19 protein-coding genes are annotated in these 21555 nt (G+C 64.9%); 6 read left to right on the top strand and 13 right to left on the bottom strand.

What is annotated here, in order from left to right:
• Positions 1–17: 17 nt before the first annotated feature.
• Both motB and motA read right to left on the bottom strand, forming a co-directional pair.
• Entirely contained in the window at positions 18–1043 is a 1026-nt protein-coding gene (motB, locus tag IFT44_RS12400; protein WP_122480390.1) for a flagellar motor protein MotB, read from the bottom strand.
• A gap of 3 nt (positions 1044–1046) precedes the next feature.
• On the bottom strand, positions 1047–1898 hold the full coding sequence (gene motA, locus IFT44_RS12395) for a flagellar motor stator protein MotA (RefSeq protein ID WP_122480391.1): 852 nt from the start codon (positions 1896–1898) through the stop codon (positions 1047–1049).
• A gap of 169 nt (positions 1899–2067) precedes the next feature.
• On the opposite strand from motA, the gene IFT44_RS12390 reads away from it, so the two are divergent.
• The 4 genes from IFT44_RS12390 to IFT44_RS12375 all read left to right on the top strand — a co-directional run bounded on the left by IFT44_RS12390 (position 2068) and on the right by IFT44_RS12375 (position 7295).
• On the top strand, positions 2068–3588 hold the full coding sequence (locus IFT44_RS12390) for an HDOD domain-containing protein (RefSeq protein ID WP_342214286.1): 1521 nt from the start codon (positions 2068–2070) through the stop codon (positions 3586–3588).
• Positions 3589–3631: 43 nt separating this feature from the next.
• On the top strand, positions 3632–4447 hold the full coding sequence (locus tag IFT44_RS12385; RefSeq protein WP_192175968.1) for a rhodanese-like domain-containing protein: 816 nt from the start codon (positions 3632–3634) through the stop codon (positions 4445–4447).
• Between the two features lie 9 nt (positions 4448–4456).
• The gene (asd, locus tag IFT44_RS12380) at positions 4457–5356 is read left to right on the top strand and encodes an archaetidylserine decarboxylase (protein ID WP_122480394.1); all 900 of its coding nucleotides are present in this window, start codon (positions 4457–4459) and stop codon (positions 5354–5356) included.
• A gap of 157 nt (positions 5357–5513) precedes the next feature.
• Positions 5514–7295, top strand: a complete 1782-nt coding sequence (locus IFT44_RS12375; RefSeq protein ID WP_192175967.1) for a molecular chaperone — start codon at positions 5514–5516, stop codon at positions 7293–7295.
• 12 nt (positions 7296–7307) lie between these two features.
• Here IFT44_RS12375 and serB read toward each other — a convergent pair whose 3' ends face one another.
• On the bottom strand, positions 7308–8258 hold the full coding sequence (serB, locus tag IFT44_RS12370; protein WP_240998861.1) for a phosphoserine phosphatase SerB: 951 nt from the start codon (positions 8256–8258) through the stop codon (positions 7308–7310).
• A 192-nt stretch (positions 8259–8450) separates the two neighbouring features.
• Here serB and IFT44_RS12365 point away from each other — a divergent pair, with 192 nt between their 5' ends.
• Positions 8451–9953, top strand: a complete 1503-nt coding sequence (locus IFT44_RS12365; protein WP_185794973.1) for a histidine kinase — start codon at positions 8451–8453, stop codon at positions 9951–9953.
• Between the two features lie 60 nt (positions 9954–10013).
• Here IFT44_RS12365 and IFT44_RS12360 read toward each other — a convergent pair whose 3' ends face one another.
• From IFT44_RS12360 to IFT44_RS12320, 9 genes are all read right to left on the bottom strand, one after another.
• Positions 10014–10718 carry a PqiC family protein gene (locus IFT44_RS12360; protein WP_122480397.1) on the bottom strand — a complete coding sequence of 235 codons (705 nt, stop codon included), beginning with the start codon at positions 10716–10718 and terminating at the stop codon, positions 10014–10016.
• A gap of 169 nt (positions 10719–10887) precedes the next feature.
• Entirely contained in the window at positions 10888–13143 is a 2256-nt protein-coding gene (gene parC / locus IFT44_RS12355; RefSeq protein ID WP_192175966.1) for a DNA topoisomerase IV subunit A, read from the bottom strand.
• Between the two features lie 7 nt (positions 13144–13150).
• Complete coding sequence (locus tag IFT44_RS12350; protein ID WP_185794971.1) at positions 13151–13675, bottom strand: retropepsin-like aspartic protease family protein; 525 nt, start codon at positions 13673–13675, stop codon at positions 13151–13153.
• Positions 13672–14658 (bottom strand): esterase-like activity of phytase family protein, encoded by a 987-nt coding sequence (locus tag IFT44_RS12345; protein WP_192059180.1) that lies wholly within the window; start codon positions 14656–14658, stop codon positions 13672–13674. Before IFT44_RS12345 ends, IFT44_RS12350 begins: the two co-directional genes overlap by 4 nt.
• Before the next feature lie 8 nt (positions 14659–14666).
• Positions 14667–16571 (bottom strand): DNA topoisomerase IV subunit B, encoded by a 1905-nt coding sequence (parE, locus tag IFT44_RS12340; RefSeq protein ID WP_043191207.1) that lies wholly within the window; start codon positions 16569–16571, stop codon positions 14667–14669.
• Positions 16572–16606: 35 nt separating this feature from the next.
• Positions 16607–17215, bottom strand: coding sequence for a YqiA/YcfP family alpha/beta fold hydrolase (locus IFT44_RS12335; protein ID WP_122480400.1), 609 nt, complete (start codon positions 17213–17215; stop codon positions 16607–16609).
• Between the two features lie 152 nt (positions 17216–17367).
• Positions 17368–18183, bottom strand: coding sequence for a 3',5'-cyclic-AMP phosphodiesterase (gene cpdA / locus IFT44_RS12330; RefSeq protein ID WP_192175965.1), 816 nt, complete (start codon positions 18181–18183; stop codon positions 17368–17370).
• Between the two features lie 92 nt (positions 18184–18275).
• Positions 18276–18728: a DUF1249 domain-containing protein gene (locus IFT44_RS12325; RefSeq protein ID WP_192175964.1), complete on the bottom strand. Its 453-nt coding sequence runs from the start codon at positions 18726–18728 to the stop codon at positions 18276–18278.
• Complete coding sequence (locus IFT44_RS12320) at positions 18719–19336, bottom strand: NUDIX domain-containing protein (RefSeq protein WP_192059036.1); 618 nt, start codon at positions 19334–19336, stop codon at positions 18719–18721. Before IFT44_RS12320 ends, IFT44_RS12325 begins: the two co-directional genes overlap by 10 nt.
• A 197-nt stretch (positions 19337–19533) precedes the next feature.
• On the opposite strand from IFT44_RS12320, the gene IFT44_RS12315 reads away from it, so the two are divergent.
• Positions 19534–20280, top strand: a complete 747-nt coding sequence (locus IFT44_RS12315) for an RsiV family protein (protein WP_185794968.1) — start codon at positions 19534–19536, stop codon at positions 20278–20280.
• Here IFT44_RS12315 and cytX read toward each other — a convergent pair.
• Positions 20249–21532, bottom strand: coding sequence for a putative hydroxymethylpyrimidine transporter CytX (gene cytX / locus IFT44_RS12310; protein ID WP_199861514.1), 1284 nt, complete (start codon positions 21530–21532; stop codon positions 20249–20251). The two genes, IFT44_RS12315 and cytX, sit on opposite strands and share 32 nt — an antisense overlap.
• Between the last annotated feature and the right edge of the window lie 23 nt (positions 21533–21555).

Raw genomic sequence — 21555 nt, 5'->3', positions numbered from 1 at the left:
GAAGGCGGTGCGGCCCATCAGGGCGCGGGTTTGCCCGGCTCGACCATCTTCGTCGAGCCGTCCTCGAAGAGGTTCAGCCGCTGGCGCAGCTCGCGCGGCTGCACCGGCGCATCGGGATCACCGATCGACGCGCCAGGAGGACTGGCAGCTGGGGGCGCGCCGGGGGCCGGAGTTTCCAGGGCCGGTTGCTCGCCTTCGATATCGCGCTGGGCCTTCTTGGTCAGCACCACGATATCGATACGGCGATTGATGGAGTTCAGCGGATCCTTGCGGTCGAACAGCGAGGAGGAGCCATAGCCAACCACGCGCGCGATCTGGTCTTCCGGGTAGCTGCCGGCTACCAGCGCGCGGCGCGCGGCATTGGCACGGTTGGACGACAGCTCCCAATTGCCGAAGCCGCCCGCCGCACTGCCGGCGTAGGGCTTGGCATCGGTATGACCGCTGACGCTGATCTTGTTCGGCACCGCCTTTATGGTGTCCGCCATGGCCAGCAGGATGTCCTCGAAATAGGGTTTGAGCCGCGCACTGCCCAGGTCGAACATCGGCCGATTCTCGGCGTCGGTTATCTGGATGCGCAAACCGTCCTGAGTGATCTCGAAAAGGATCTGGTCCTTGAATTTCTGCAGCTGGGGGTTTTCGTCGACCTTGTTCTGCAGTTCCTGCAGCAACAATTCGAGGCGTTCCTTTTCAACCTGCTGGGCCACTTGCTCGGCCTGCTCGGCCGCGACCTGGGTCGAGGTTTCGGGCTTGGGCGGCGACACCTCGACGTCCGGATTCAGCGTCTTCTCGGGCGATAGCTGGGGCGAGCCGCCCAGGTCGATGACATAGGGCGTGCCGCTTTCGGAGAAGCCGATCGGGTCCTTGAAGTAGCCAGCGATGGCGATCTTCTGTTCAGGCGTGGCTTCGGACAACAGCCACAATACCAGGAAGAACGCCATCATCGCCGTCGCGAAGTCGGCGAATGCGATCTTCCAGGCGCCGCCATGATGGCCGCCGCCAAAGCGCTTGACCCGCTTGACGATGATGGGCTGGTTGTTTTCCATGACTCAGCGACCGCGTACGGCTTGTTCGAGTTCGGCGAAGCTGGGCCGGTGCGCCGGGTACAGCACCTTGCGCCCGAACTCCACGGCCAGCGACGGCGGCATGCCCGAGGCCGAAGCCACCAGCGACGCCTTGATGGCCTCGTAGACGTTCAGTTCTTCCTTGGCATCATGGGCCAGGCAGGTCGCCAAGGGGCCAAAGAAACCGTAGGCCGCCAGGATACCCAGGAACGTACCGACCAGGGCGGCACCGACGTGACCGCCGATCGCTGCCTTGTCGCCATCACCCAGCGAGGCCATGGTCACGACGATACCCAGCACCGCCGCAACGATACCGAAACCGGGCAAAGCATCGGCGATGCCGGTGACGGCGTGGGACGGGTGCTCGAGCTCTTCCTTCATGCTCAGCAGCTCCATGTCGAACAAGCCTTCGAGTTCGTGTGGGGCCATGTTGCCCGAAGACATGATGCGCAGGTAATCGCAGATGAACGCCATCATCTGCTCGTCCTTGAGGAGGGCTGGGTACTTGGCGAAGATCGGGCTGGCGGCGACGTCCTCGATGTCGGCCTCGATGGACATCATGCCCTCGCGACGGCTCTTGTTGAGGATCTCGAACAGCAGGCTCAGCACTTCCAGATAGAAGGCATGACTGAAGCGCGACTTGAACATCTTCAGCGACTTCTTCAGTACGATCATGGTGGTGCTGCCGGGGTTGGCCTGCAGGAACGCGCCCAGTGCGGCGCCACCGATGATCAGCACCTCGAAGGGCTGCACCAGAGCAGCCAACTGACCATGGGAAAGAACGTATCCGCCGAGCACGCTCGCGAACACGACAATGATGCCGATAATTTTAGCCATGGATAAAAAACACTTCAGAAGTCGGGTTCATGGACGAAAAAGGTGATGTTGAATCTGTTGTTCTCCTTATCGGCAGAACTGCGCCAGACTATAGGCAGCGGTTTTCAAAAGCCAGTTTGGTCCGTTCGTGTAGTCGGCCTGCATTCAGGCATGCATCAGGATAAGCATAGTGTCCAACGCCAAGCCTCAAACCCTCGACACCTGGCTCGCATTGCTCGATGGCGTGCGCCTGCCGATCCCCAGGCTCTACCACGACAAGGTTCGCGCGGCGATCAAGGACCGACGCCGCTCGCTGCGCGACATCGCTGACCTGATGCAGCACAGCCCGGCGCTGGTGCTCAGCGTGATGCGCGAAGCCAACCGGCATGCCAGCAACAGCCTGGCGGAACCGGCGGAAAGCCTCGAAGTGGCCCTGAACCGGCTGGGCCTGTCGCGTGCCGAAGAGCTGCTGATGCGCCTGCCCGCGCTCGACCCGCAGCAGATGCCGCTGACCCTGCGTCAGTTGCAGATGATCAGCCAGCATGCCAGCCAGCAGGCCAATGGCCTGTTCGCGGCACGGCTGGCGCGGCTGTGGCAGGAGATCCACTGGGGCAGCCTGTTGTTCCTGTCGCCGCTCTGGCCACTGGCTGCCACCTACCCCGAACTGCTCGATGAATGGGAGCACCGGGTCATTGCCGAGGGCGAAGCGGCGGCCACGGTCGAGCAGGCGCTGTTCGGCGTACCGCTGCTGGTGCTCTGCCAGGCACTGGCGCAGAAATGGCGCTTGCCGGCCTGGGTGCTGCACGGCTATCGCCTGCTGCTGGGGGAACGGCGGGCGCTGGTGCAGGCGCTGCACATCGCCCGCGACAACCAGCACCGCCTGCGTCAGCAACAGCAGCTGGACGACGAGCCGGCGCTGCGCCGCTGGCTGAACCAGCCGGCCAATACCATCCTGATGGCCAATGGTCTGGCCCTGGCGGCGCAGCACGGCTGGTTCACCCCCCACCTGCAGCGCTGGCAGTACCTGAGCTGCCTGTACCTGCAAGTGCCGCTGGAGCAGGTGCAGCAACAGGTTCATCAACATGCGGTGCACAGCGCCCGTGTGCACTGGGCTACCGACCTGTGGCACCCGGCGCGCAGCCTGCCGTGGCCGCCGCAGCACGCGCCCGCGACGCAGGACAGCGAACCGGCGCCGGCACCCAGCGAAGCGGCACTGGCGGGCTGGCGGCACCTGTGCACGCAGCTGCTGGCCACGCCAACGCCGTTCAACAATGCCTTGCACCTGACCACCTGCGCGCGCGATGCACTGCTGGCATGCGGCATGCAGCGGGTCATGCTGCTGATGGTCGACCGCAGCCATGGCAGCCTGCGCGTGCACCAGAGCGCGGGGCTGCCCAAGGAGGCGGCCGCGCTGAGCCTGGGCATCGAGCACAGCAGCCTGTTGCAGCGGCTGCTCGCCCAACCGACGCAGTTGCGCATGGGCAGCGCCAACAGCGCGCAGCTGCAGGCACTGCTGCCGGCGACCCTGCGCGCGCTGTTCCGCGGTGAACACGTGCTGCTGCGCTCGCTGGGCGTCGAAGGCCGCGTGCACACGTTGCTGGTCGCCGACCAGGGCGGACGCCCGTTTTCCGAGATCAGTGTGCAGGGCTTCGGCAAGACCGCACAGTGCATCGAGCGCGCGCTGGACACCTTTACCAACCGCAGCCGGTAAGGCTTGCGCTACAATCGTCGTTCCGTTTCGTCTGGAGACCCGAATGCCTGACTTCGCTGGCCTGCCCCTGGTGATCGAGCCCGATGAGCTGGACACCCGGCTCGATGCCGCCAACCTGATCGTGGTCGACCTGACCAGCGCCGCACGTTATGCGTCCGGGCACATCCGCGGGGCGCGTTTCGTCGATCCCAAGCGTACCCAATTGGGTCAGCCGCCTGCACCGGGGCTGTTGCCCGGGCTGGCGTCACTGGAGCAGCTGTTCGGCGAGCTGGGTCACCACCCGCAGGCGACCTACGTGGTCTACGACGACGAGGGCGGCGGCTGGGCCGGACGCTTCATCTGGCTGCTCGACGTGATCGGCCATTCTCGCTATCACTACCTCGATGGCGGCATCCTGGCCTGGGAGGCCGCCGGCCTGCCGCTGAGCCAGGACACGCCAGCCAGCGCCGGCGGCCCGGTGTCGCTGACCCTGCATGACGAGCCCACCGCAACCCGCGAGTACCTGCAAAGCCGCCTGGGCGCCAGCGACCTGGCCATCTGGGATGCCCGCGGCCCGCTGGAATACTCGGGCGAAAAAGTGCTGGCAGCCAAGGCGGGGCACATTCCCGGTGCGATCAACCTGGAGTGGACCGCCGCCATGGATCCGGCGCGCCAGCTGCGCATCCGCAGCGACGTCGCGCAGATGCTCGACGGCCTGGGCATCACCGCCGACAAGGAAATCATCACTCACTGCCAGACCCATCACCGCTCTGGCTTCACTTATCTCGTGGCCAAGGCGCTGGGCTATCCACGCGTCAAGGGCTATGCCGGTTCCTGGGGCGAATGGGGCAACCACCCCGACACCCCCACCGAAGTTTAAGGACACTCAATGAAAGATCGCCTGTTCATCATCAGCCAGTATCTGCTGCCCCATCACCTGCTCTCGCGCCTGGCCGGGTGCGTTGCCGAATGCCGCTCGCGCTGGTTCAAGAACGCCTTCACCCGCTGGTTCGCCGAGCGCTACAACGTCGACATGTCGCTGGCCCAGGTCGAAGACCTGAGTGCCTACGAGAACTTCAACGCCTTCTTCACCCGTGCCCTGAAGCCCGATGCGCGTCCGCTGGACCCGACCCCCGGTGCAATCCTCTCGCCGGCCGACGGCGCCGTCAGCCAGCTGGGCACCATCGAACACGGTCGCATTTTCCAGGCCAAGGGTCACAGCTTCAGCGTGCTCGAACTGCTGGGCGGCGATCCAGACAACGCCGCTCCTTTCATGGGTGGCAAGTTCGCTACCATCTACCTGTCACCGCGCGACTACCATCGGGTGCACATGCCACTGGCGGGTACCCTGCGTGAAATGATCTATGTGCCGGGGCGCATCTTCTCGGTCAACCAGACCACCGCCGAGAACGTGCCTGAACTGTTCGCGCGCAACGAACGGGTGGTGTGCATCTTCGACACCGAACGCGGGCCGATGGCCATGGTGCTGGTGGGCGCGATGATCGTCGCTTCGATTGAAACCGTCTGGGCGGGCCTGGTGACGCCGCCCAAGCGCGAACTCAAGACCTTTCGCTACGACGAAGCCGCTCGCGCGCCGATCCATCTGGAGAAGGGTGCCGAGATGGGCCGCTTCAAGCTGGGCTCGACCGTGGTCATGCTGTTTGGCCCGGAGCAAGTCAAATGGGCCCATCATCTGGCCAACTTGTCACCGGTGAACATGGGCCAGGGCATCGGGCTGGCGGCCAGCGCGGACGACGTGGCGCCGGCGCCGGCTTCCACCGTAATCTGAACCGCCTGCGGCGTGCGCGGCGCAGCCTCGGCGACATCTAGGCTGCGACCGTTATCCAATGCTGTTAGAGTCCTTGCATACGGCCAAATGAATGGCCTGTCTTTTCTCGTCGTTCAAGCCCTCGAGCGACGACCTGAGTTGAACCAGGAAACGACCGATGTCGCCACGCCCCCATCTGTTGTTGCGCGCACCGACGCCATCGCAGTTGAGCCTGACCTTCTGCGAAGCGACCCCGCGCGACCTCAAGCGCTGGATTGCCAAGCTGCCCAAGGCCAATCTGGGGGAAACCGCCCGGTTGCTGTACCAGGGCCTCGGCGAGCTCAACCAGCTGCTCACGCCCAGCGAAAACCGCCTGCAACTGCTCGAGCTGCTGCGGCCCGAGGTGTATTTCGTCTGCAAGCATCTGGAACGACACTTCCTCAACCAGTCTATCGTTCTCGACGAACGCTCGCGCAAGGTCGCTAACCTGTGCCAGGCCCTGCAGAACCACCTGGCGATCGGCTACAAGCAGATCGTGCTGCGCATGCGCGCCACCTACTCCAAAGACCGCGCCTCCAAGGATCGCGCCACGCTCCTGGCCACCGCTGCGCAGCGCGCCCTGCACTGCCTGAATGGGCCAGTGATGCGCGCCAGCCTGCTGTACTGCCCGGTGCCCGACGGAGTCTGGCTGGAACTGCACCAGCTGTACCAGGCGGCCCTGGCGCATCAGTTGCAGAACGTTCCGATCAATGACCCGCTGGCCGCGCATGGCACGACCCTGAGCGTGCAGCAAAGCTACACCGCCGCCTTGTTGCTGGGCAGTTCACGCTGCAACCAGATGCGCCAGCAGGCGATCCTGCGTCTGGCCGAAGTGCTCGAGGCCTGGAGCCTGCTGGTGCGTGTGCAGCCTGCCACCCTGGCTTCGAGCCTGTTCGCCATGGCGCCCGACGAAGACAGCCCGCCGCGCTACAAGACGCTGTATGAAGAGGACCAGTTGCCACTGCTGGTCGGGCTCGACCCCGCCGATCTGGTCGAGGCGATCAAGACGCACCTGGAAATGCCGGTCGAGCAGCGTGCTCAGTCGCGCCTGATTCCCAGCAATTTCAGCATCGATCTGCTGCAACACGTGGCGGCCGCCTGGGGCGATGTGGCGGAACGCACCTTTACCCGCACCCCCGGTCAGGGCAACCTGACGGTGTGCATCGGCATGAGCGCGCTGCATTACTACATTGGCGGCGAGCGTTCCTTCAGCGAGATCCTCAAGCGCCCGGCCCTTTCCCAGAGCGCGCAGTTCGTGCCGGGCGCCGCCACCCAGTCCTGGAGCAGGCCGAGCGAAACCGATCGGCACGGCGACTACGAAGAAATCCAGTACGACCTGCCGAGCGGCGAAGGCAGCGGCGCCGCCAGCGCGTCCAACAATGACCAGCACTTCCCTACCTACGCTCTGCAGATCGTCAACCACAGCCCCGGCGGCTATTGCCTGGCATGGCCAAGGGAAGTCCCGCCGCAGCTGCAGGCCGGAGAAATGATCGGTATTCAGGACACTCAGGCCCAGGGCTGGAGCGTGGCGGTGGTGCGCTGGATCCGTCAGGTGCGCAGTGGCGGCACGCAGATGGGCATCGAGCTGGTGGCACCGCACGCGCAGCCATGCGGTCTGCAACTGGTGCGCGTCAGCGAGCAGAACAGCCAGTTCCTCCGCGGCCTGTTGCTGCCGGAGATCCGCGCCATCGACATACCCGCCTCCCTGCTGGCCCCACGCATGCCGTTCCTGGAAGGCAACAAGGTGATCATCAACACCCAAGGTGAAGAACGCCCGGCCGGCCTTGGGCAGCGCATGACCGGCACCGGCAGCTTCAACCAGTTCGAATACCACCTGTTGGAAGTGGCCAAACCAGCGCCGGCCGGTGCCGACGATGCGGCGCCCGAAGAAGACTTCGATTCGCTGTGGAAAGACCTCTGAGCCAGCCTGCGTTCAGTCGCGGCGGCCCAGCAGGTACAGCACGGCGTCCAGCCCCAGCACGCTGATGGCCTGACGCGCCGACTGGCGTACCAGCGGCTTGGCACGGAACGCCACGCCCAGACCTGCAATCGCCAGCATGGCCAGGTCGTTGGCACCATCGCCCACGGCGAGGGTCTCGCTCAACTCCACACCCTGCTCACGGGCCAGCTGCTGCAGCAGGTCGGCCTTGCGCTGGGCGTCGACGATCGGCTCGACTGCCACGCCGGTGCATTTGCCGTCGACCACCTGCAGTTCGTTGGCGAACACATGGGTGATGCCCAGGCGCTCCTGCAACTGCCTGGCGAAATACGTGAAGCCACCGGACAGAATGGCCGTCTTCACGCCCATGCGGTTGAGTTCGGCGAACAGGCGCTCGGCCCCTTCACTCAGGCGCAGTTGGGCGCCGATGTCATCGAGGACCGCAACGTCGAGGCCGTCGAGCAGGGCCAGGCGTGCCTTGAAGCTGGCGCGAAAGTCGATTTCGCCGCGCATGGCCTGCTCGGTGATGGCCGCAACACGTTCGCCGATGCCAGCGGCCTTGGCCAGTTCGTCGATCACCTCGGCCTCGATCAGGGTCGAATCCATGTCGAACACCGCCAGGCGTGGCTGTCGGCGCTGAGGGGATTCGGGCTGGTAGACGATGTCCAGACCCAGCGCGGCGCTGAGCTCAAGCACTTGCCCGCGCAATTGCAGCGGCTGCTCCAGCGTGCCGAGCAGGCCCAGCTCGAAACAGGCGTTGCCGCCCGCCGCCGCAGACAGGCGCTCGATGCTCGCCAACGCCAAGCCATGCTCGCTCAGCAGGCTGATAACCTGCTGCAAGGCAGGGTAACCGACCTGGCGCCCCATCACGCTGACCACATGTTCAGCCGGCGTGGCGGACTGGGCGGCGCTGAACGTGGTATCGGCGGCCAGAGCGGCGCGCAAGGCATCGGCGATGCCCGACTGCTCCTGAGCGGTGATGTTGATCAGGACGATTTCGCGCAAGAGGCACCCCGTTTCATGAAAAAAAACGCATTCTAACCACTTTCAGTGACCATCGGGCACAGGCAGCGCTTTGCCGCTCGGAGGGTGCTCGTTATACTGCGCGCCAACTTCACGGACAAAGAGCCGCGCTCAGTGAACCGGCCTACGCCAGTCAAAACCGACAACTTCTTCCTGCTGATCTTCCGAGCCGTGCGCCACCGTCGAGTGCCCCTGGCTTTGCGCATCGCGTTCACCAACATCGTGCTGGTTGCCATTGCCCTGGTGATCTACGCCTGTGTCATGGGTCTGCAGTTCAAGCAGGCCATGCACGAGCAAGCCGACGCGGTGGGGCAGAGCCTGACCACGCAAACGGCCACGTCCGCCACCGAGTTGCTGGTGTCCAACGACATTCTCAGCCTCAACGTGCTGCTCAACAACCTGGTGAAGAACCCGCTGGTCGCCCACGCGGCGATCTTCAGCCCGGACAACCGCATTCTCGCCGAAGCCGGACAGCGCCCCAAAAGCGGCCTGCTGGGGCAGAGCCAGGGGCTGTACGAAACCAAGATCAACTTCCAGGATGCGCTGGCCGGGCAACTGCGCATCAGCCTGGACATGAATCAGTTCCAGCAGCCGTTGACCATCAGCCTGCAAAGCATGGGCGTTCTGGCCGGTATCCTGTTGGTGCTGGCACTGGCGTTGAGCCTGCGGCTGGGTCGCTACATTTCCACGCCGCTGCTGCAACTGCGGGTCTGGTTGCGCAACCCCGACGAGTTCACCCCGGCCACCCAGCGCACCGACGAGATCGGCGACCTGGCCCGGCAGCTGCACGCACAGCTGGCGCCAGAGCCGCGCGAGCCCGAGGTCGAACCCGAAGACACCGACGAAGACGAGGTGCCGCACGCAGCGCCACCCGTGCGCACGGCAACCGCCAAGCCGGGCCCCTTCCCGCCCGTGGCAGCCAAGCCGGTAAAACCGGTCATGCGCCAGATTCAGGCTGACGAAGACGAAGAAGACTTCGGTGACGACCCGTTCGCCGACCTGCGCGAAACCCCGGTGGCCGTGATCAAGCAGCCGACCACTGCCGTGGCTCGGGTGCACACCGACAGCGCCGTGCTGGCCGTGCAACTGGGTGCACAGGAACAACTGCGTCGCCTGCCCAAGGCGCGTCTGGCCGAGCTGCTGGAGCGCTATCACGACTGCCTGCAACAGGCCGCCTCGCTGTACGAGAGCGAAGTGCACATGCTCAACGACGGCAGCACGCTGATGCTGTTCCACAGTGAACACAGCGGTGATGACTACCTGACCAACGCGATCTGCTGCGGCGAACTGTTGCGTGCCCTGGGCCATGCCTTGCAGATCGAGGTCGCCGACAGCGGCATCACCCTGCAACTGCAGTTGGGTCTGGTGCTCAGCGACGAAGTTCACGGCTTGAACTCCATCGACCTGCTGCTGACCGAATCGGCCCAGGATGCACTGGCGCTTTCGCAGCACAGCCGCAACCTGTTGCTGGTCGTGCGCGAGATCGGCGAAGACCCGCTGATCCGTCAACGCGCGCGCATTCGCTCGATCGCCAGCCCCGAAGGGGCCTGCTGCGTCGAGCGTCTGCTGGAGCCCTACCCGTCCCTGCTGGAACGCCAACTGGCACGAATCAGCTGATTGGTTGAGCGTTTGCCCATAAAAAAAGCCCGCAATGCGGGCTTTTTTGTGGGCGCCGTTCTAGAAGCGGAACACTTCCAGATCGGTGCGGATGGGCGTAGCCAGAGGAATCCGCGACTTTTCTTGCTCGCGGCGCACCTGCGCCGGCGCGGACTTGCGCTCCTCGACCAGCGCCGGCTGGTTGGCCAACGGCTTGAGCGCTGCAGTCAGCTGCGCGGCCAGGCGCTGCAGCAGTACGCCCTGGGCCTGGACTTGATCCGCGGTGCCGCCGTCATGCTTTTCCTCGAGATGGACGATGCGGTTGTCACGCACTTGCCCACGGCGGTCGAGGACACGCCACTGGGCATCCAGGACGGCAGGCTGGCCGCTGCCTGAATCGAGTCGAGTGATCGACAACAGCACCTGGGCGTCAGGCGTGAAGTTGGCGGGCGTAGGCGCCAACACCACGCGCTGGCTGTCCAGGCGCCAGGCCATCTGGCGCAACAGCAACTGGTCGATGTCGGCAGAAAGGCTGCCGGCCCAGCGACCGTCGGTGGACGCTCTCAGGCTGCCGTCGGACTGGCGCTGCAGCAGCGTTTCGCGCTGCAGGTAGTCGGCCACGGATACTGGCCCCAGCAGCACGGCCATACCCCGACTTTCCTTGGGCAGCCCGGGGTTGCCGCTGTCGAGCTGGTACAGGGCCACCGGTTGATGCGTGCTGCATCCGGCCAGTCCCAGCACGCCGCTGAGCAATAAAATCACGGGAAGGCGCAACAGTTTCATCATTTCATCCAGGCGGCTGCCACACGGCAACCGCAGCAATACTTGACCGAGTCGTCTGGACGCTGCCGCTTGGCAGCGCCGCGAAAGGGCCTATCATCCGTGAATCCGCGCCCTGACTCCAGTGCTTGTCCGTCGAACGGCAGCACGGCCACCGTCCAGGCGCGGGCGTCGATCAGAGGTTTTCCACGACCAGGGCGTCGACACGCTGGAAACCGCGGGGCAGCTTGTTGCCGCGCCGCCCACGCTCGCCACGGTAGTGCTCCAGGTCATCGGGTTTGAGCGACAGCGTGCGTTTACCCGCGTGCAGCACCAGCGTCGAGCCTTCGGCGACCACCGCAAGGTCAGTGACGAATTCTTCACGACTGGCCACGCGATCACCGGGAATGCCGATGATCTTGTTGCCTTTGCCCTTGCCCAGTTGCGGCAGGTCGCTGATCTTGAACACCAGCAGGCGGCCCTCGGTGGTCACCGCGGCCAGCCAGTTCCGTTCCCGATCGGGTACGGCACGCGGGTTGATCACCTTGGCCCCTTTGGGCAGGCTGAGCAGTGCCTTGCCAGCCTTGTTCTTGGCCTGCAGGTCTTCGCCCTTGACCACGAAGCCGTAGCCGGCGTCCGACGCGATGACGTACAACGCGTCGTCGTCGGGCAGCATCACGCACTCGAAGCTTGCGCCGGGTGGCGGCGTCAGGCGGCCGGTCAGCGGCTCGCCCTGGCCACGGGCCGAAGGCAGGGTGTGCGCGGCCACCGAATAGCTGCGCCCGGTCGAGTCGATGAATACCGCGAACTGGTTCGAACGCCCGATGGCTGCGGTCTTGTAGCCGTCACCGGCCTTGTAGGAGAGACCCGTGGCGTCGATATCGTGACCTTTGCCACAGCGCACCCAGCCTTTTTCCGACAGCACTACCGTCACCGGCTCGGTCGGCATCAGCTCGTTCTCCGACAGCGCGCGTGCTTCGCTGCGCGCAACGATCGGCGAACGACGCTCGTCGCCATAGGTTTCGGCGTCCTTGATCAGCTCGGCGCGCACCAGCTTCTTCAGCTTGCTTTCGCTGCCCAGCAGCGCCTGCAGCTTGGCGCGTTCCTTGGCCAGTTCTTCCTGCTCGCCGCGGATCTTCATTTCCTCAAGGCGCGCGAGCTGACGCAGGCGCGTGTCGAGAATGTAGTCGGCCTGGATCTCGGTGAGGGCAAAGCGTTCGATCAGGCGCGCCTTGGGATGCTCCTCGGTGCGGATGATGTGGATCACTTCATCCAGGTTGAGGAAGGCGATCAGCAAGCCGTCCAACAGGTGCAGGCGACGTTCGACCTTGTCCAGGCGGAACTGCAGGCGACGGCGCACGGTGTTGACACGGAACTCCAGCCATTCGACCAGCAACGCGCGCAGGTTCTTCAACTGCGGGCGGCCGTCCAGGCCGATGATGTTGACGTTGACCCGGTAGGTCGACTCCAGATCGGTGGTGGCGAACAGATGCTGCATCAGGTCGTCGACTTCGACGCGATTGGAGCGTGGAATGATGACGATGCGACACGGATGCTCGTGGTCGGATTCGTCACGCAGATCGGCCACCATCGGCAGCTTCTTGGCCTGCATCTGCGCCGCGATCTGTTCCAGCACTTTGGCGCCGGACACTTGGTGCGGCAAGGCGGTGACGACTACGTCGCCGTCTTCCAGGCGATACACCGCGCGCATGCGCACCGAGCCGCGGCCGGTCTGGTAGATTTTCAGCAGATCGGCGCGCGGGGTGATGATTTCCGCTTCGGTCGGGTAGTCGGGGCCCTGGATGTGTTCGCAGAGCTGCTCGATCGTCGCCTTGGGCTCGTCGAGCAGGCGCACACAGGCGCTGGCCACTTCGCGCAGGTTGTGCGGTGGAACGTCGGTGGCCATGCCTACGGCAATGCCGGTGGTGCCGTTGAGCAGGATATTGGGCAGCCGTGCCGGCAGCACCGACGGCTCGTCGAGGGTACCGTCGAAGTTCGGCACCCAGTCCGCCGTGCCCTGGCCCAGCTCGGTGAGCAGCACCTCGGAATAGCGCGACAGACGCGCCTCGGTGTAGCGCATGGCGGCGAACGACTTGGGATCGTCCGGTGCGCCCCAGTTGCCCTGGCCATCGACCAGCGTGTAGCGATAGCTGAACGGCTGGGCCATCAGGACCATGGCCTCGTAGCAGGCCGAGTCGCCGTGGGGGTGGAACTTGCCGAGTACATCGCCCACGGTACGTGCGGACTTCTTGTGCTTGGCGTCGGCGTCCAGGCCCAACTCGCTCATGGCATAGACGATGCGTCGCTGGACCGGCTTGAGGCCATCACCGATATGCGGCAAGGCGCGGTCCATGATCACGTACATGGAGTAGTTGAGGTAGGCCTGTTCGGTGAAGTCAGCCAGGGACCGGCGTTCTACGCCGTCAAGACTGAGATCGAGGGAATCGCTCATGCAAGCCTCATCGTTTCGTGGTCTGGCGCAGCAGCAAGTTGCCGCCGCGCTGAGTGAATTCAAGTTGTTTCAGGGCGCTCATGCCCAGCAGCACCTGGTCGCCGTCGAAGCCCGGCACCACCAGGGCGCGGACATTGCTCAGGCGTATATCGCCCAGCTGCAGAGTGGCGATCTCGGTGCGATAGCCTTGGGTCTTGCCATTGGCAGTGGTCAGCAGCACCGGCGCACCGCGGGCCAGATCGAGCTTGCGCGCGACCGCTTCGGGCATGGCCACATCGGTGGCGCCGGTGTCGAGCATGAATTGCACCGGCTGCCCATTGATGAAGCCGCCGCTGACGAAGTGCCCCTGGCCATTGCCGGCCAGTTGCACTTCCACGTAGCCGTCGCCGTGCTGGGAAACCGGCACCGCATTGGGATTTTCTCGACGCTGTTCCCAGTCACCGAAGAACTGCGTGGCCAGGTACAACGCCGCGGCCCAGGCCAGCAGCATCAACACCTTGCCAACACGCCTGCCCGGTGCGGCCTGGCTCATGGCGCGGCGCTCCAGCCGCCGGCGGGGGCCGCGAAGCGCCAGACCACCGGACGCCGCTCGCCATCGGCGCGGGCCCACTGGTTATTGTCGGTGCCCACCCATGCCCCCTCGGCATCGACGCTCAGCGCTTCGGTCAGACCGTAGGGAGCATCATAGCGGCGAGCCGGCAACAGCGCCTCGGCGGCGAACGACCAGCATCGCTCCACGGCAGCCGTGTCCGCGTCGCGACGACAGATGCGATAGGCATTGCGTTCCAGCGTGAACAGCTTGCCATCGAACCAGGCCAGATCGGCAAAATCGCGCGGCATGTGCCTGGCCCGGGGAATCTGCACCGGCAGGGCTTCCGCACCGCCTTCGGCAAGCAATACGCAACGCCCCTCACAGCTCCAGCTCAATGGCCGCTTGCGAACGGCCAGCAGGCCGCGCTGCTGACGTTCGGCAGCCAGCCACAGGCGGTCGCCGGCCAGATTGACGGTCAGCCCTTCGAACAGGGCATTGAAATGCAACAGCAGGTGGCTGGCACGTGCCTGACTGACCAGGGTCGGGTCCAGGGGCAACCATTTCGGCTCGCCTGACACGGGAATCTGCAGCACCGCGACGTGGGATTCACTGACCAGGTATTGGTTGCCTCGGGCATCGCAGCTGATGCCTTCGAAATCCAGGTCGCCGCCACGCACGAAGGCCGCCGCCCAACTGCTCATGCGCAGACGAACGGGCAGCCCGCTGGGCGGTACCGGCGGCGCCTTGAAGGTTACGGCCGTGGCCTGCCAGTTGGGAGTCGAGGTATCGAGCCGATAGACCGTACCGTCCTCCCGGTCCGAAACGGCCCACAAGGTCTTGCGGCACAGCGCCAGGCCGGACAGGTTTCCGGTGGGCATACCGTCCACCACGTGCTCGCCGACCAGGGTCAGCTCGGGCACGGGTGGTTGCACCGACGCCACGGCCAGCGTCGGCAGGGCCAGGGCGAACAGGGCTGTCAGCAGCGCTGCGATCAAGCCAGCACCTCGGCCAGGTTGCCCTTGGACTCGAGCCACGCCTTGCGGTCGCCCGCACGTTTCTTGGCCAGCAGCATGTCCATGATCTCGGTGGTCCCGGCGAAATCGTCCAGGGTCAGTTGCACCAGGCGGCGGGTGTTGGGGTCCATGGTGGTTTCGCGCAGCTGCGGCGGGTTCATTTCGCCCAAACCCTTGAAGCGCGTGACCTGCGGCTTACCGCGTTTCTTTTCGGCAACCAGGCGGTCGAGAATGCCGTCGCGCTCTGCCTCGTCCAGGGCGTAGAAGATCTCCTTGCCCAGGTCGATGCGGTACAGCGGCGGCATGGCGACGTAGACGTGACCGGCGTCCACCAAGGGTCGGAAGTGCTGGACGAACAGCGCGCACAGCAGGGTCGCGATGTGCAGGCCGTCGGAGTCGGCGTCGGCCAGGATGCACACCTTGCCGTAGCGCAGCTGGCTGATATCGGCGGCACCGGGATCGACGCCGATGGCCACGGCAATGTTGTGGACTTCCTGGCTGGCGAGTACTTCGCTGCCGTCCACCTCCCAGGTGTTGAGGATCTTGCCGCGCAACGGCAGGATCGCCTGGAACTCCTTGTCTCGCGCCTGTTTGGCCGAGCCGCCTGCCGAGTCGCCTTCGACCAGGAACAGCTCGGAGCGGGCTGGGTCCTGGCCGGCGCAGTCAGCCAGCTTGCCGGGCAATGCGGGGCCCTGGGTGATGCGCTTGCGCTCGACCTTCTTGCTCGCCTTGAGGCGACGCCCGGCGTTGCTGATCGCCAGTTCGGCCAACTGCATGCCCAATTCGGGATGGGCGTTGAGCCACAGGCTGAAGGCGTCCTTGACCACGCCGGAGACGAACGCGGCCGCCTCGCGCGAGGACAGCCGCTCCTTGGTCTGGCCCGAGAACTGCGCATCCTGCATCTTCATCGACAGCACGAAGGCGATGCGTTCCCAGATATCTTCGGGCGCCAGTTTCAAGCCGCGTGGCAGCAGGTTGCGGAACTCGCAGAACTCGCGCATTGCATCCAGCAGACCCTGGCGCAGCCCGTTGACGTGGGTACCGCCCTGAGCCGTCGGGATCAGGTTGACGTAGCTTTCCTGAACGCTGTCGCCGCCTTCGGGCAACCACAGCAGTGCCCAGTCCACGGCTTCCTTGTTGCCCGCCAGGCTGCCGCAGAACGGCTCGTCGGGCAGGCGAGCGAATTCGGTGACCGCATCGATCAGGTACGAACGCAGCCCGTCTTCATAATGCCACTCGACCTTCTCGCCGCTGCCCTTGTCTTCGAAGCTGACCAGCAGGCCGGGACACAACACCGCCTTGGCCTTGAGCACATGCTTGAGGCGGCTGACGGAAAACTTCGGCGAATCGAAGTATTTCGGGTCCGGGGCGAAGTACACGCTGGTGCCGGTGTTGCGCTTGCCGACGGTGCCGATGACTTCCAGATCGGTGGCCTTGAAGCCATCGGCGAAGGTCATCTGGTACTCGTTGCCGTCGCGCTTGACCCTGACCCGCACCTGATTGGACAAGGCGTTGACCACCGAGATGCCCACCCCGTGCAGGCCGCCGGAAAACTGGTAGTTCTTGTTGGAAAACTTGCCGCCCGCGTGCAGCTTGGTAAGGATCAGCTCGACGCCGCTGACGCCTTCCTCGGGGTGGATATCCACGGGCATGCCACGGCCATCGTCGGACACTTCAAGAGAGTGATCGGCGTGCAGGATGACCTGGATAGAACGTGCATGGCCCGCCAGGGCTTCGTCGACACTGTTGTCGATGACTTCCTGGGCCAGGTGGTTGGGCCGACTGGTGTCGGTGTACATGCCCGGGCGCTTGCGCACCGGGTCGAGGCCCGAGAGGACTTCGATGGCGTCTGCGTTATAGGAGCTAGCGCTGGGATTGGCCATGGGGTCTCGTCGTCAGTCGTTCGTGAAAAGAGTGATCAAAGCTGGGCAAAATCGACGGCCTGGTAACGCGCCGCGTCGATGCCGGCGAATGCCAGCAGCGCTGGCAACTTTTGCGCAAAGCCTTGGAAGCCGTGGTCGCCGCCGTTTTCGATGTGTACGCTGCAGGCTTGGTAGAAGGCCGCAGCCTGGCGATAGTCGAGGGTTTCGTCGCCGGTCTGCAGCCACACCTGAAGCCGCTCGGGGTCGGTGGGCGCCGGCACTTCCAGCTCGGCAAGGGCCGTGACGTGGTCGCGGGTCAACTGCCAGCGTTCGCCCGTATAGTGGTTGGTCTGCATTCCCAGGTAGCCATCGAACAGGTGGTGCGGATTGACCACCGGGTTGATCAACAATGCCTTGAGGCCGAAGCGCTTTGCCAGGTGCGTCGCATAGTAGCCGCCGAGGGAGCTTCCCACCAGCAATGGTGCGTCGAGCTGCGCCAGCGCGGCTTCCAGTTGGGCAATGGCCTGGCGCGGATGGTGGTGCAGCGCCGGCGCGCGTAGCTGGTCGGCCAGGCCGATGCGTTGCATCAGCGCGCTCAGCTGGCGGGCTTTCTGCGAATCCGGCGAACTGTTCAGACCGTGAATGTAGAGGATCGAACCGGGCATGGGGGCCTCCGGGCATAGAGATGGCGCGCAGTTTACCTTGTCGGGGGTGCAGTTGGGGTGTTGCTGCGTCGGTATATGGGCAAGCCGCAATCCTGGCGCGAAACCCTGCGGGAGCGGGCTCTGGCCGCGAAGGCCGCACTACCGCCTCTGATTCAATAACCCGCCGCGTCCAGGTCCGGGGTGAAGGTGAAGTTCGCCAGCCGCGACACGCCGGTCTCGATCTGCCCGTCCGGCATCAGGCGCAGCCAGCGGTAGCCCGGCGCGCGGTTGTCCAGGGCGAAATCCTCACTGCCGGGCAGAAACTGAATGCCCGTGGACGGCGACGCCAGCAGGCGCAAGCCATGGGCGTGCCGGTCGATCTCCTGATGCACATGCCCCCAGAGCACACCACGCGCCTGCGGGAAACGCCCGAGCAGTTCGAACAGGGCCCCGGCGTTGCGCAGCCCGATGGGCTCTATCCAATGGCTGCCGATCGCAACCGGATGGTGATGCAGGCACACCAGATGATGCTTGTGCGGTGGTTCAGCGAGCGCACGCTCGAGCAACTGCAACTGATCGTCGGCCAGATGGCCGGCTGCCGAACCGGCGATGGTCGAATCGAGCAGCGTCACCCGCCAGGCACCCACATCCGCCACAGGCTCCAGCCACTGGGTGCCTTCTGCGGCTTGCCGCATGAGCGCCGGCTCGTCGTGGTTGCCGGGCAGCCAGCGCGTGGGTGCGCAAATGACTTGGGTGGCCTGCGCGAACGCCTGGTAAGACGCCAGCGTGCCGTCCTGGGACAGGTCACCGGTGGCGACCAGCAGGTCGATGCGCGGCTGCTCCTCGAGCACCTGCGCGACCACCTGCGCCAGGCTCCGTCGCGTGTTCAAGCCGAACATGGCACCGTCGGCTGCGGCCACCAGGTGGCTGTCGGAAAGCTGCACGAGCACTACCGGTGCATCGACAGCAGGATCAGATAGGCTCGACAAGACCGTCTCCAGGCAAAAGGGCGAACCGGCAAATTATGCGCAGCCTGGATGACAAGGGCAATGCGACCTGCGGCGCTCGTGCAGGCCGATGTTCAGCGTACCGCTTCGTACTCGTGGCCACAGGCCAGGCAATGACTCAGCCACTCACCCAGGAACAGATTGAGCTGGGCCTTTTCGTCAGGCTGGTGCATGGCCGCGTTGGGGTAGGGATAGACGCTGCGGAAACGCCGGGCGTGCTCGGCGCTGACGACTTCGGCCATGCGCGCGTCGTGGTACACCTGCACCTCCATCTGCGGCACCGGAAGCCATGGCAGGCTGTGCTCCTGGCGTACGCGCAGGGTGGTGGTGTACGGACAGGCAAGTAGCACCTCCAGCGTCAGCACACCAAGCATCTGGTCGGCCTGGGTCATGGCGATGCGGCGTGACAACTGCTGGCTGCGCATGTCCGGCAGCAGGCGCATGAGCCGCGCGTAATTGGCTTCGCAGGCGACCTGCAGGCCGACCAGATCGACGCGGTAGCGCTCGCGCAACGGGCTCACGACCACAGCCCCCTGACTTCGTCGCGGTTCAGGGCCAGCCATTGGATGGCGATGATCGCTGCCGCGTTGATGATTCGACCATCGCGCACGGCCTGCAGGGCATCGTCGAATGCCCAGACCTTGACGCGAATGTCCTCGCCCTCTTCTTCCAGGCCATGCAGGCCACCAGCGCCCTCGCTGCTGCAGCGGCCCAGGTAGAGGTGCACGTACTCGTCGCTGCCGCCGGGTGACGGGAAGTACTTGCTGATCGGCCACAACGCTTCGATCTGCAGGCCCGCTTCCTCGTCGGCCTCGCGGTGCGCGACTTCCTCGGGCCGCTCGTCCTTGTCGATCAGCCCGGCGACCATTTCGATCAGCCAGGGGTTGTCGACCTTGCCCACCGCGCCGACCCGGAACTGCTCGATGAGCACCAGTTCGTCGCGAGCGGCGTCGTAGGGCAACACACACACGGCATCGTGGCGCACGAACAATTCGCGGCTGATCTGCTTGCTCATGCCACCGTTGAACAGCTCGTGGCGCAGGAACAGCTTGTCCAGTTTGTAGAAGCCCTGGAAGCAGAGCTCGCGCTTGTCGATTTCGACCGCCGAAGGCATTGATCGTGATGAATCTGGCATGGAAAAACCTCTTACTCGTGCATGCAGCATGGGGCCATCCTAACCGCGATGGGCCCGTATTGCAGCCCCTTTGAGGTGAAGCCGCGCGCCTCGGGATAGGCGGTTGGGCGAGCAGGCATTAAGATTGCGCAGCTGGCGAACCGACGGTTCGACCGACAGTCCAACCACGATAATTCCATTACCCGCCAAGGACCCTCATGTCGTTTCTCAAGTTCGCCTCCGTGGCCTGCGTCGCCCTGACCCTGGGCGCCTGCTCCAGCCTCTTCCAGCCCAACTACCGGGCGCCGCTGGACACCAAGCGCGAGGCTTTCGAGCACCTCAAGCCTGGCTGCGACAATCAGGATTGCCCGCTGGTGAACATCGACGTGGTGCACTTTCCCGACGAGCCGGGCCTGGATGCAGCCATCGACAAACGCTTGCGCGAGATGACCGTCAATACCCCGGACGCCCGCGTGCCCGCGACCCTGAAGGCTTACGAAGAGCAGTTCATGCGCGAGGCCCAGCCACGTTACAGCAGCTACCTGCAAGCCAAGGTACGCGAACAGCATGACGGCATTGTTGTGGTCGAGCTGTCCAGCTACGCCATGACCGGCGGCGCCCATGGCATGCCCGGGCGCGGCTTCATCAACTGGTCCCGCCGCGAACACCGCGAGCTGACCCTGCAGGACATGCTGGTCCCAGGCCAGGAACGTGCGTTCTGGCAGGCCGCCGAAGAAGCCCACCGTGGCTGGCTGGTCGCCAGCAAACTGGACAAGGACGCCGAGTTCATTCGCCAGTGGCCCTTCCAGCAAACGCCGAACATTGCCCTGACCTATGGGGGCGTGGTGCTCAAGTACAATGTGTACAGCATCGCCCCCTACGCCATGGGCCACCCGGAAGTGAAGATCGCCTACCCGCGCCTCAATGGCGTGATCAAGCCCGAGCTGTTCCCGGGTCGCGGTTGAGCACTCGCTCGATCAGGTAGTACAGCAACCCGGCCACCAGCAGCGCTGGCAGGGTTGCGCCGATCTGCGGGTACAGATTGGCCAGCACGTGGTACAGGCATACGCCGCCAAGCCAGGCCAGCAGCGCACTCCAGTGCACGGCGCGCGGTTCGACCTGCGCCGAACGCCTGCGCAGCACGAAGTGGTCCATCAGCACCACGCCGAACAGCGGCGCGAACACCGAGCCAATCAGCAGCAGGAAGTTCTGGTACTGCGCCAGCGGTGCCAGGCAGGCGATCAGCGTGCAGATGATACCGATGGCCAGAGCCAGGTGTTCGACCTTGAGCCCCGACAGCAAGCTGGTCGATACGGCTGCCGAATGGATATCGGCGAAGGCGTTCTCCGACTCGTCCAACAATATCAACAGCAGCGGTATGCCCAGGCCGGCCCCAGCCAACGCCAGCAGCAGCGCATTGACTTCGCCGCTTGGCGCGAACGCCAGGGTGTAGGCGACGCCCAGGCTCATCAACCAGAAGTTGCCGATGAAGAAACCCACGGCGGTTCCGCCGAACACGTTTCTGGCGCGCTTGCCGAAGCGTGAATAGTCGGCGATCAACGGCAGCCACGACAGGGGCATGGCGATGGCGATGTCGAAGCCCGTGGCCAGATCCATGGAACCGTCGCCAGCGGTGTTCCACAGGGTCGTCAGGTCGGCCTTGGCGAACAGGTTCCAGGTCAGCCACAGGCACGCCGCCAACAGCAGCCAGATACCCCATTTGCGCAGCACCTTGCGCACGAAGGTCAGCGGCCCGGTGACCGCCAGCAATGTCGCCAGGCCGCCGAAAAACACGGTCCACAGCCAGGGGTTGCTGCCCAGGCTGCCCTCACCGAACGCGCGCGTGCCCAGCAGGCTGGCGGCATCGCGCATGACGATGATCTCGAACGATCCCCAGCCAATCAGTTGCAGCAGGTTGAGCAAGGCCGGAACGCTGCCGGCGCCACGGCCCAGGGTCAGGCGCAGGGCCGCCATGGCGGACAGGCCGGTGTCGCTGCCGATGACGCCGACCGAGGCGAGCAGCAAAACACCCACCAGGGTGCCCAGGAAGATCGCCGCCAGTGCGCCGGCCAGGCCCAGGCCAGGCGCCAGCAGGGCGCCGGTCTGCAGCACCATGAGGCCCACGCCCAGGGAAAACCACAGGGAGAACAGGTCGCGCCCGCCCAGCACGCGCTGGGCGGCGGACACCGCAGTATCGGGAGAATAGGAGGTTTTCAATGGCTGGGCTCGAGTGGAAATGG

The organism is Pseudomonas sp. CFBP 13710, assembly GCF_014842235.1.
GTDB classification, from domain to species: Bacteria; Pseudomonadota; Gammaproteobacteria; order Pseudomonadales; family Pseudomonadaceae; genus Aquipseudomonas; species Aquipseudomonas baltica.
The sequence above is the reverse complement of the archived record's forward strand: the minus strand, read 5'-3'. Positions and strand labels throughout refer to the sequence as shown.

Bases quoted from the DNA above. Each gene is read 5' to 3' on its own strand.
- IFT44_RS12375 (WP_192175967.1), top strand. From the start codon at position 5,514: ATGTCGCCACGCCCCCATCTGTTGTTGCGCGCACCGACGCCATCGCAG.
- IFT44_RS12320 (WP_192059036.1), bottom strand. From the start codon at position 19,336: ATGCCAGATTCATCACGATCAATGCCTTCGGCGGTCGAAATCGACAAG.
- parE (WP_043191207.1), bottom strand. From the start codon at position 16,571: ATGGCCAATCCCAGCGCTAGCTCCTATAACGCAGACGCCATCGAAGTC.
- motA (WP_122480391.1), bottom strand. From the start codon at position 1,898: ATGGCTAAAATTATCGGCATCATTGTCGTGTTCGCGAGCGTGCTCGGC.
- IFT44_RS12335 (WP_122480400.1), bottom strand. From the start codon at position 17,215: ATGCCCGGTTCGATCCTCTACATTCACGGTCTGAACAGTTCGCCGGAT.
- asd (WP_122480394.1), top strand. From the start codon at position 4,457: ATGAAAGATCGCCTGTTCATCATCAGCCAGTATCTGCTGCCCCATCAC.
- IFT44_RS12315 (WP_185794968.1), top strand. From the start codon at position 19,534: ATGTCGTTTCTCAAGTTCGCCTCCGTGGCCTGCGTCGCCCTGACCCTG.
- motB (WP_122480390.1), bottom strand. From the start codon at position 1,043: ATGGAAAACAACCAGCCCATCATCGTCAAGCGGGTCAAGCGCTTTGGC.
- IFT44_RS12350 (WP_185794971.1), bottom strand. From the start codon at position 13,675: ATGAGCCAGGCCGCACCGGGCAGGCGTGTTGGCAAGGTGTTGATGCTG.
- parC (WP_192175966.1), bottom strand. From the start codon at position 13,143: ATGAGCGATTCCCTCGATCTCAGTCTTGACGGCGTAGAACGCCGGTCC.
- IFT44_RS12385 (WP_192175968.1), top strand. From the start codon at position 3,632: ATGCCTGACTTCGCTGGCCTGCCCCTGGTGATCGAGCCCGATGAGCTG.
- IFT44_RS12360 (WP_122480397.1), bottom strand. From the start codon at position 10,718: ATGATGAAACTGTTGCGCCTTCCCGTGATTTTATTGCTCAGCGGCGTG.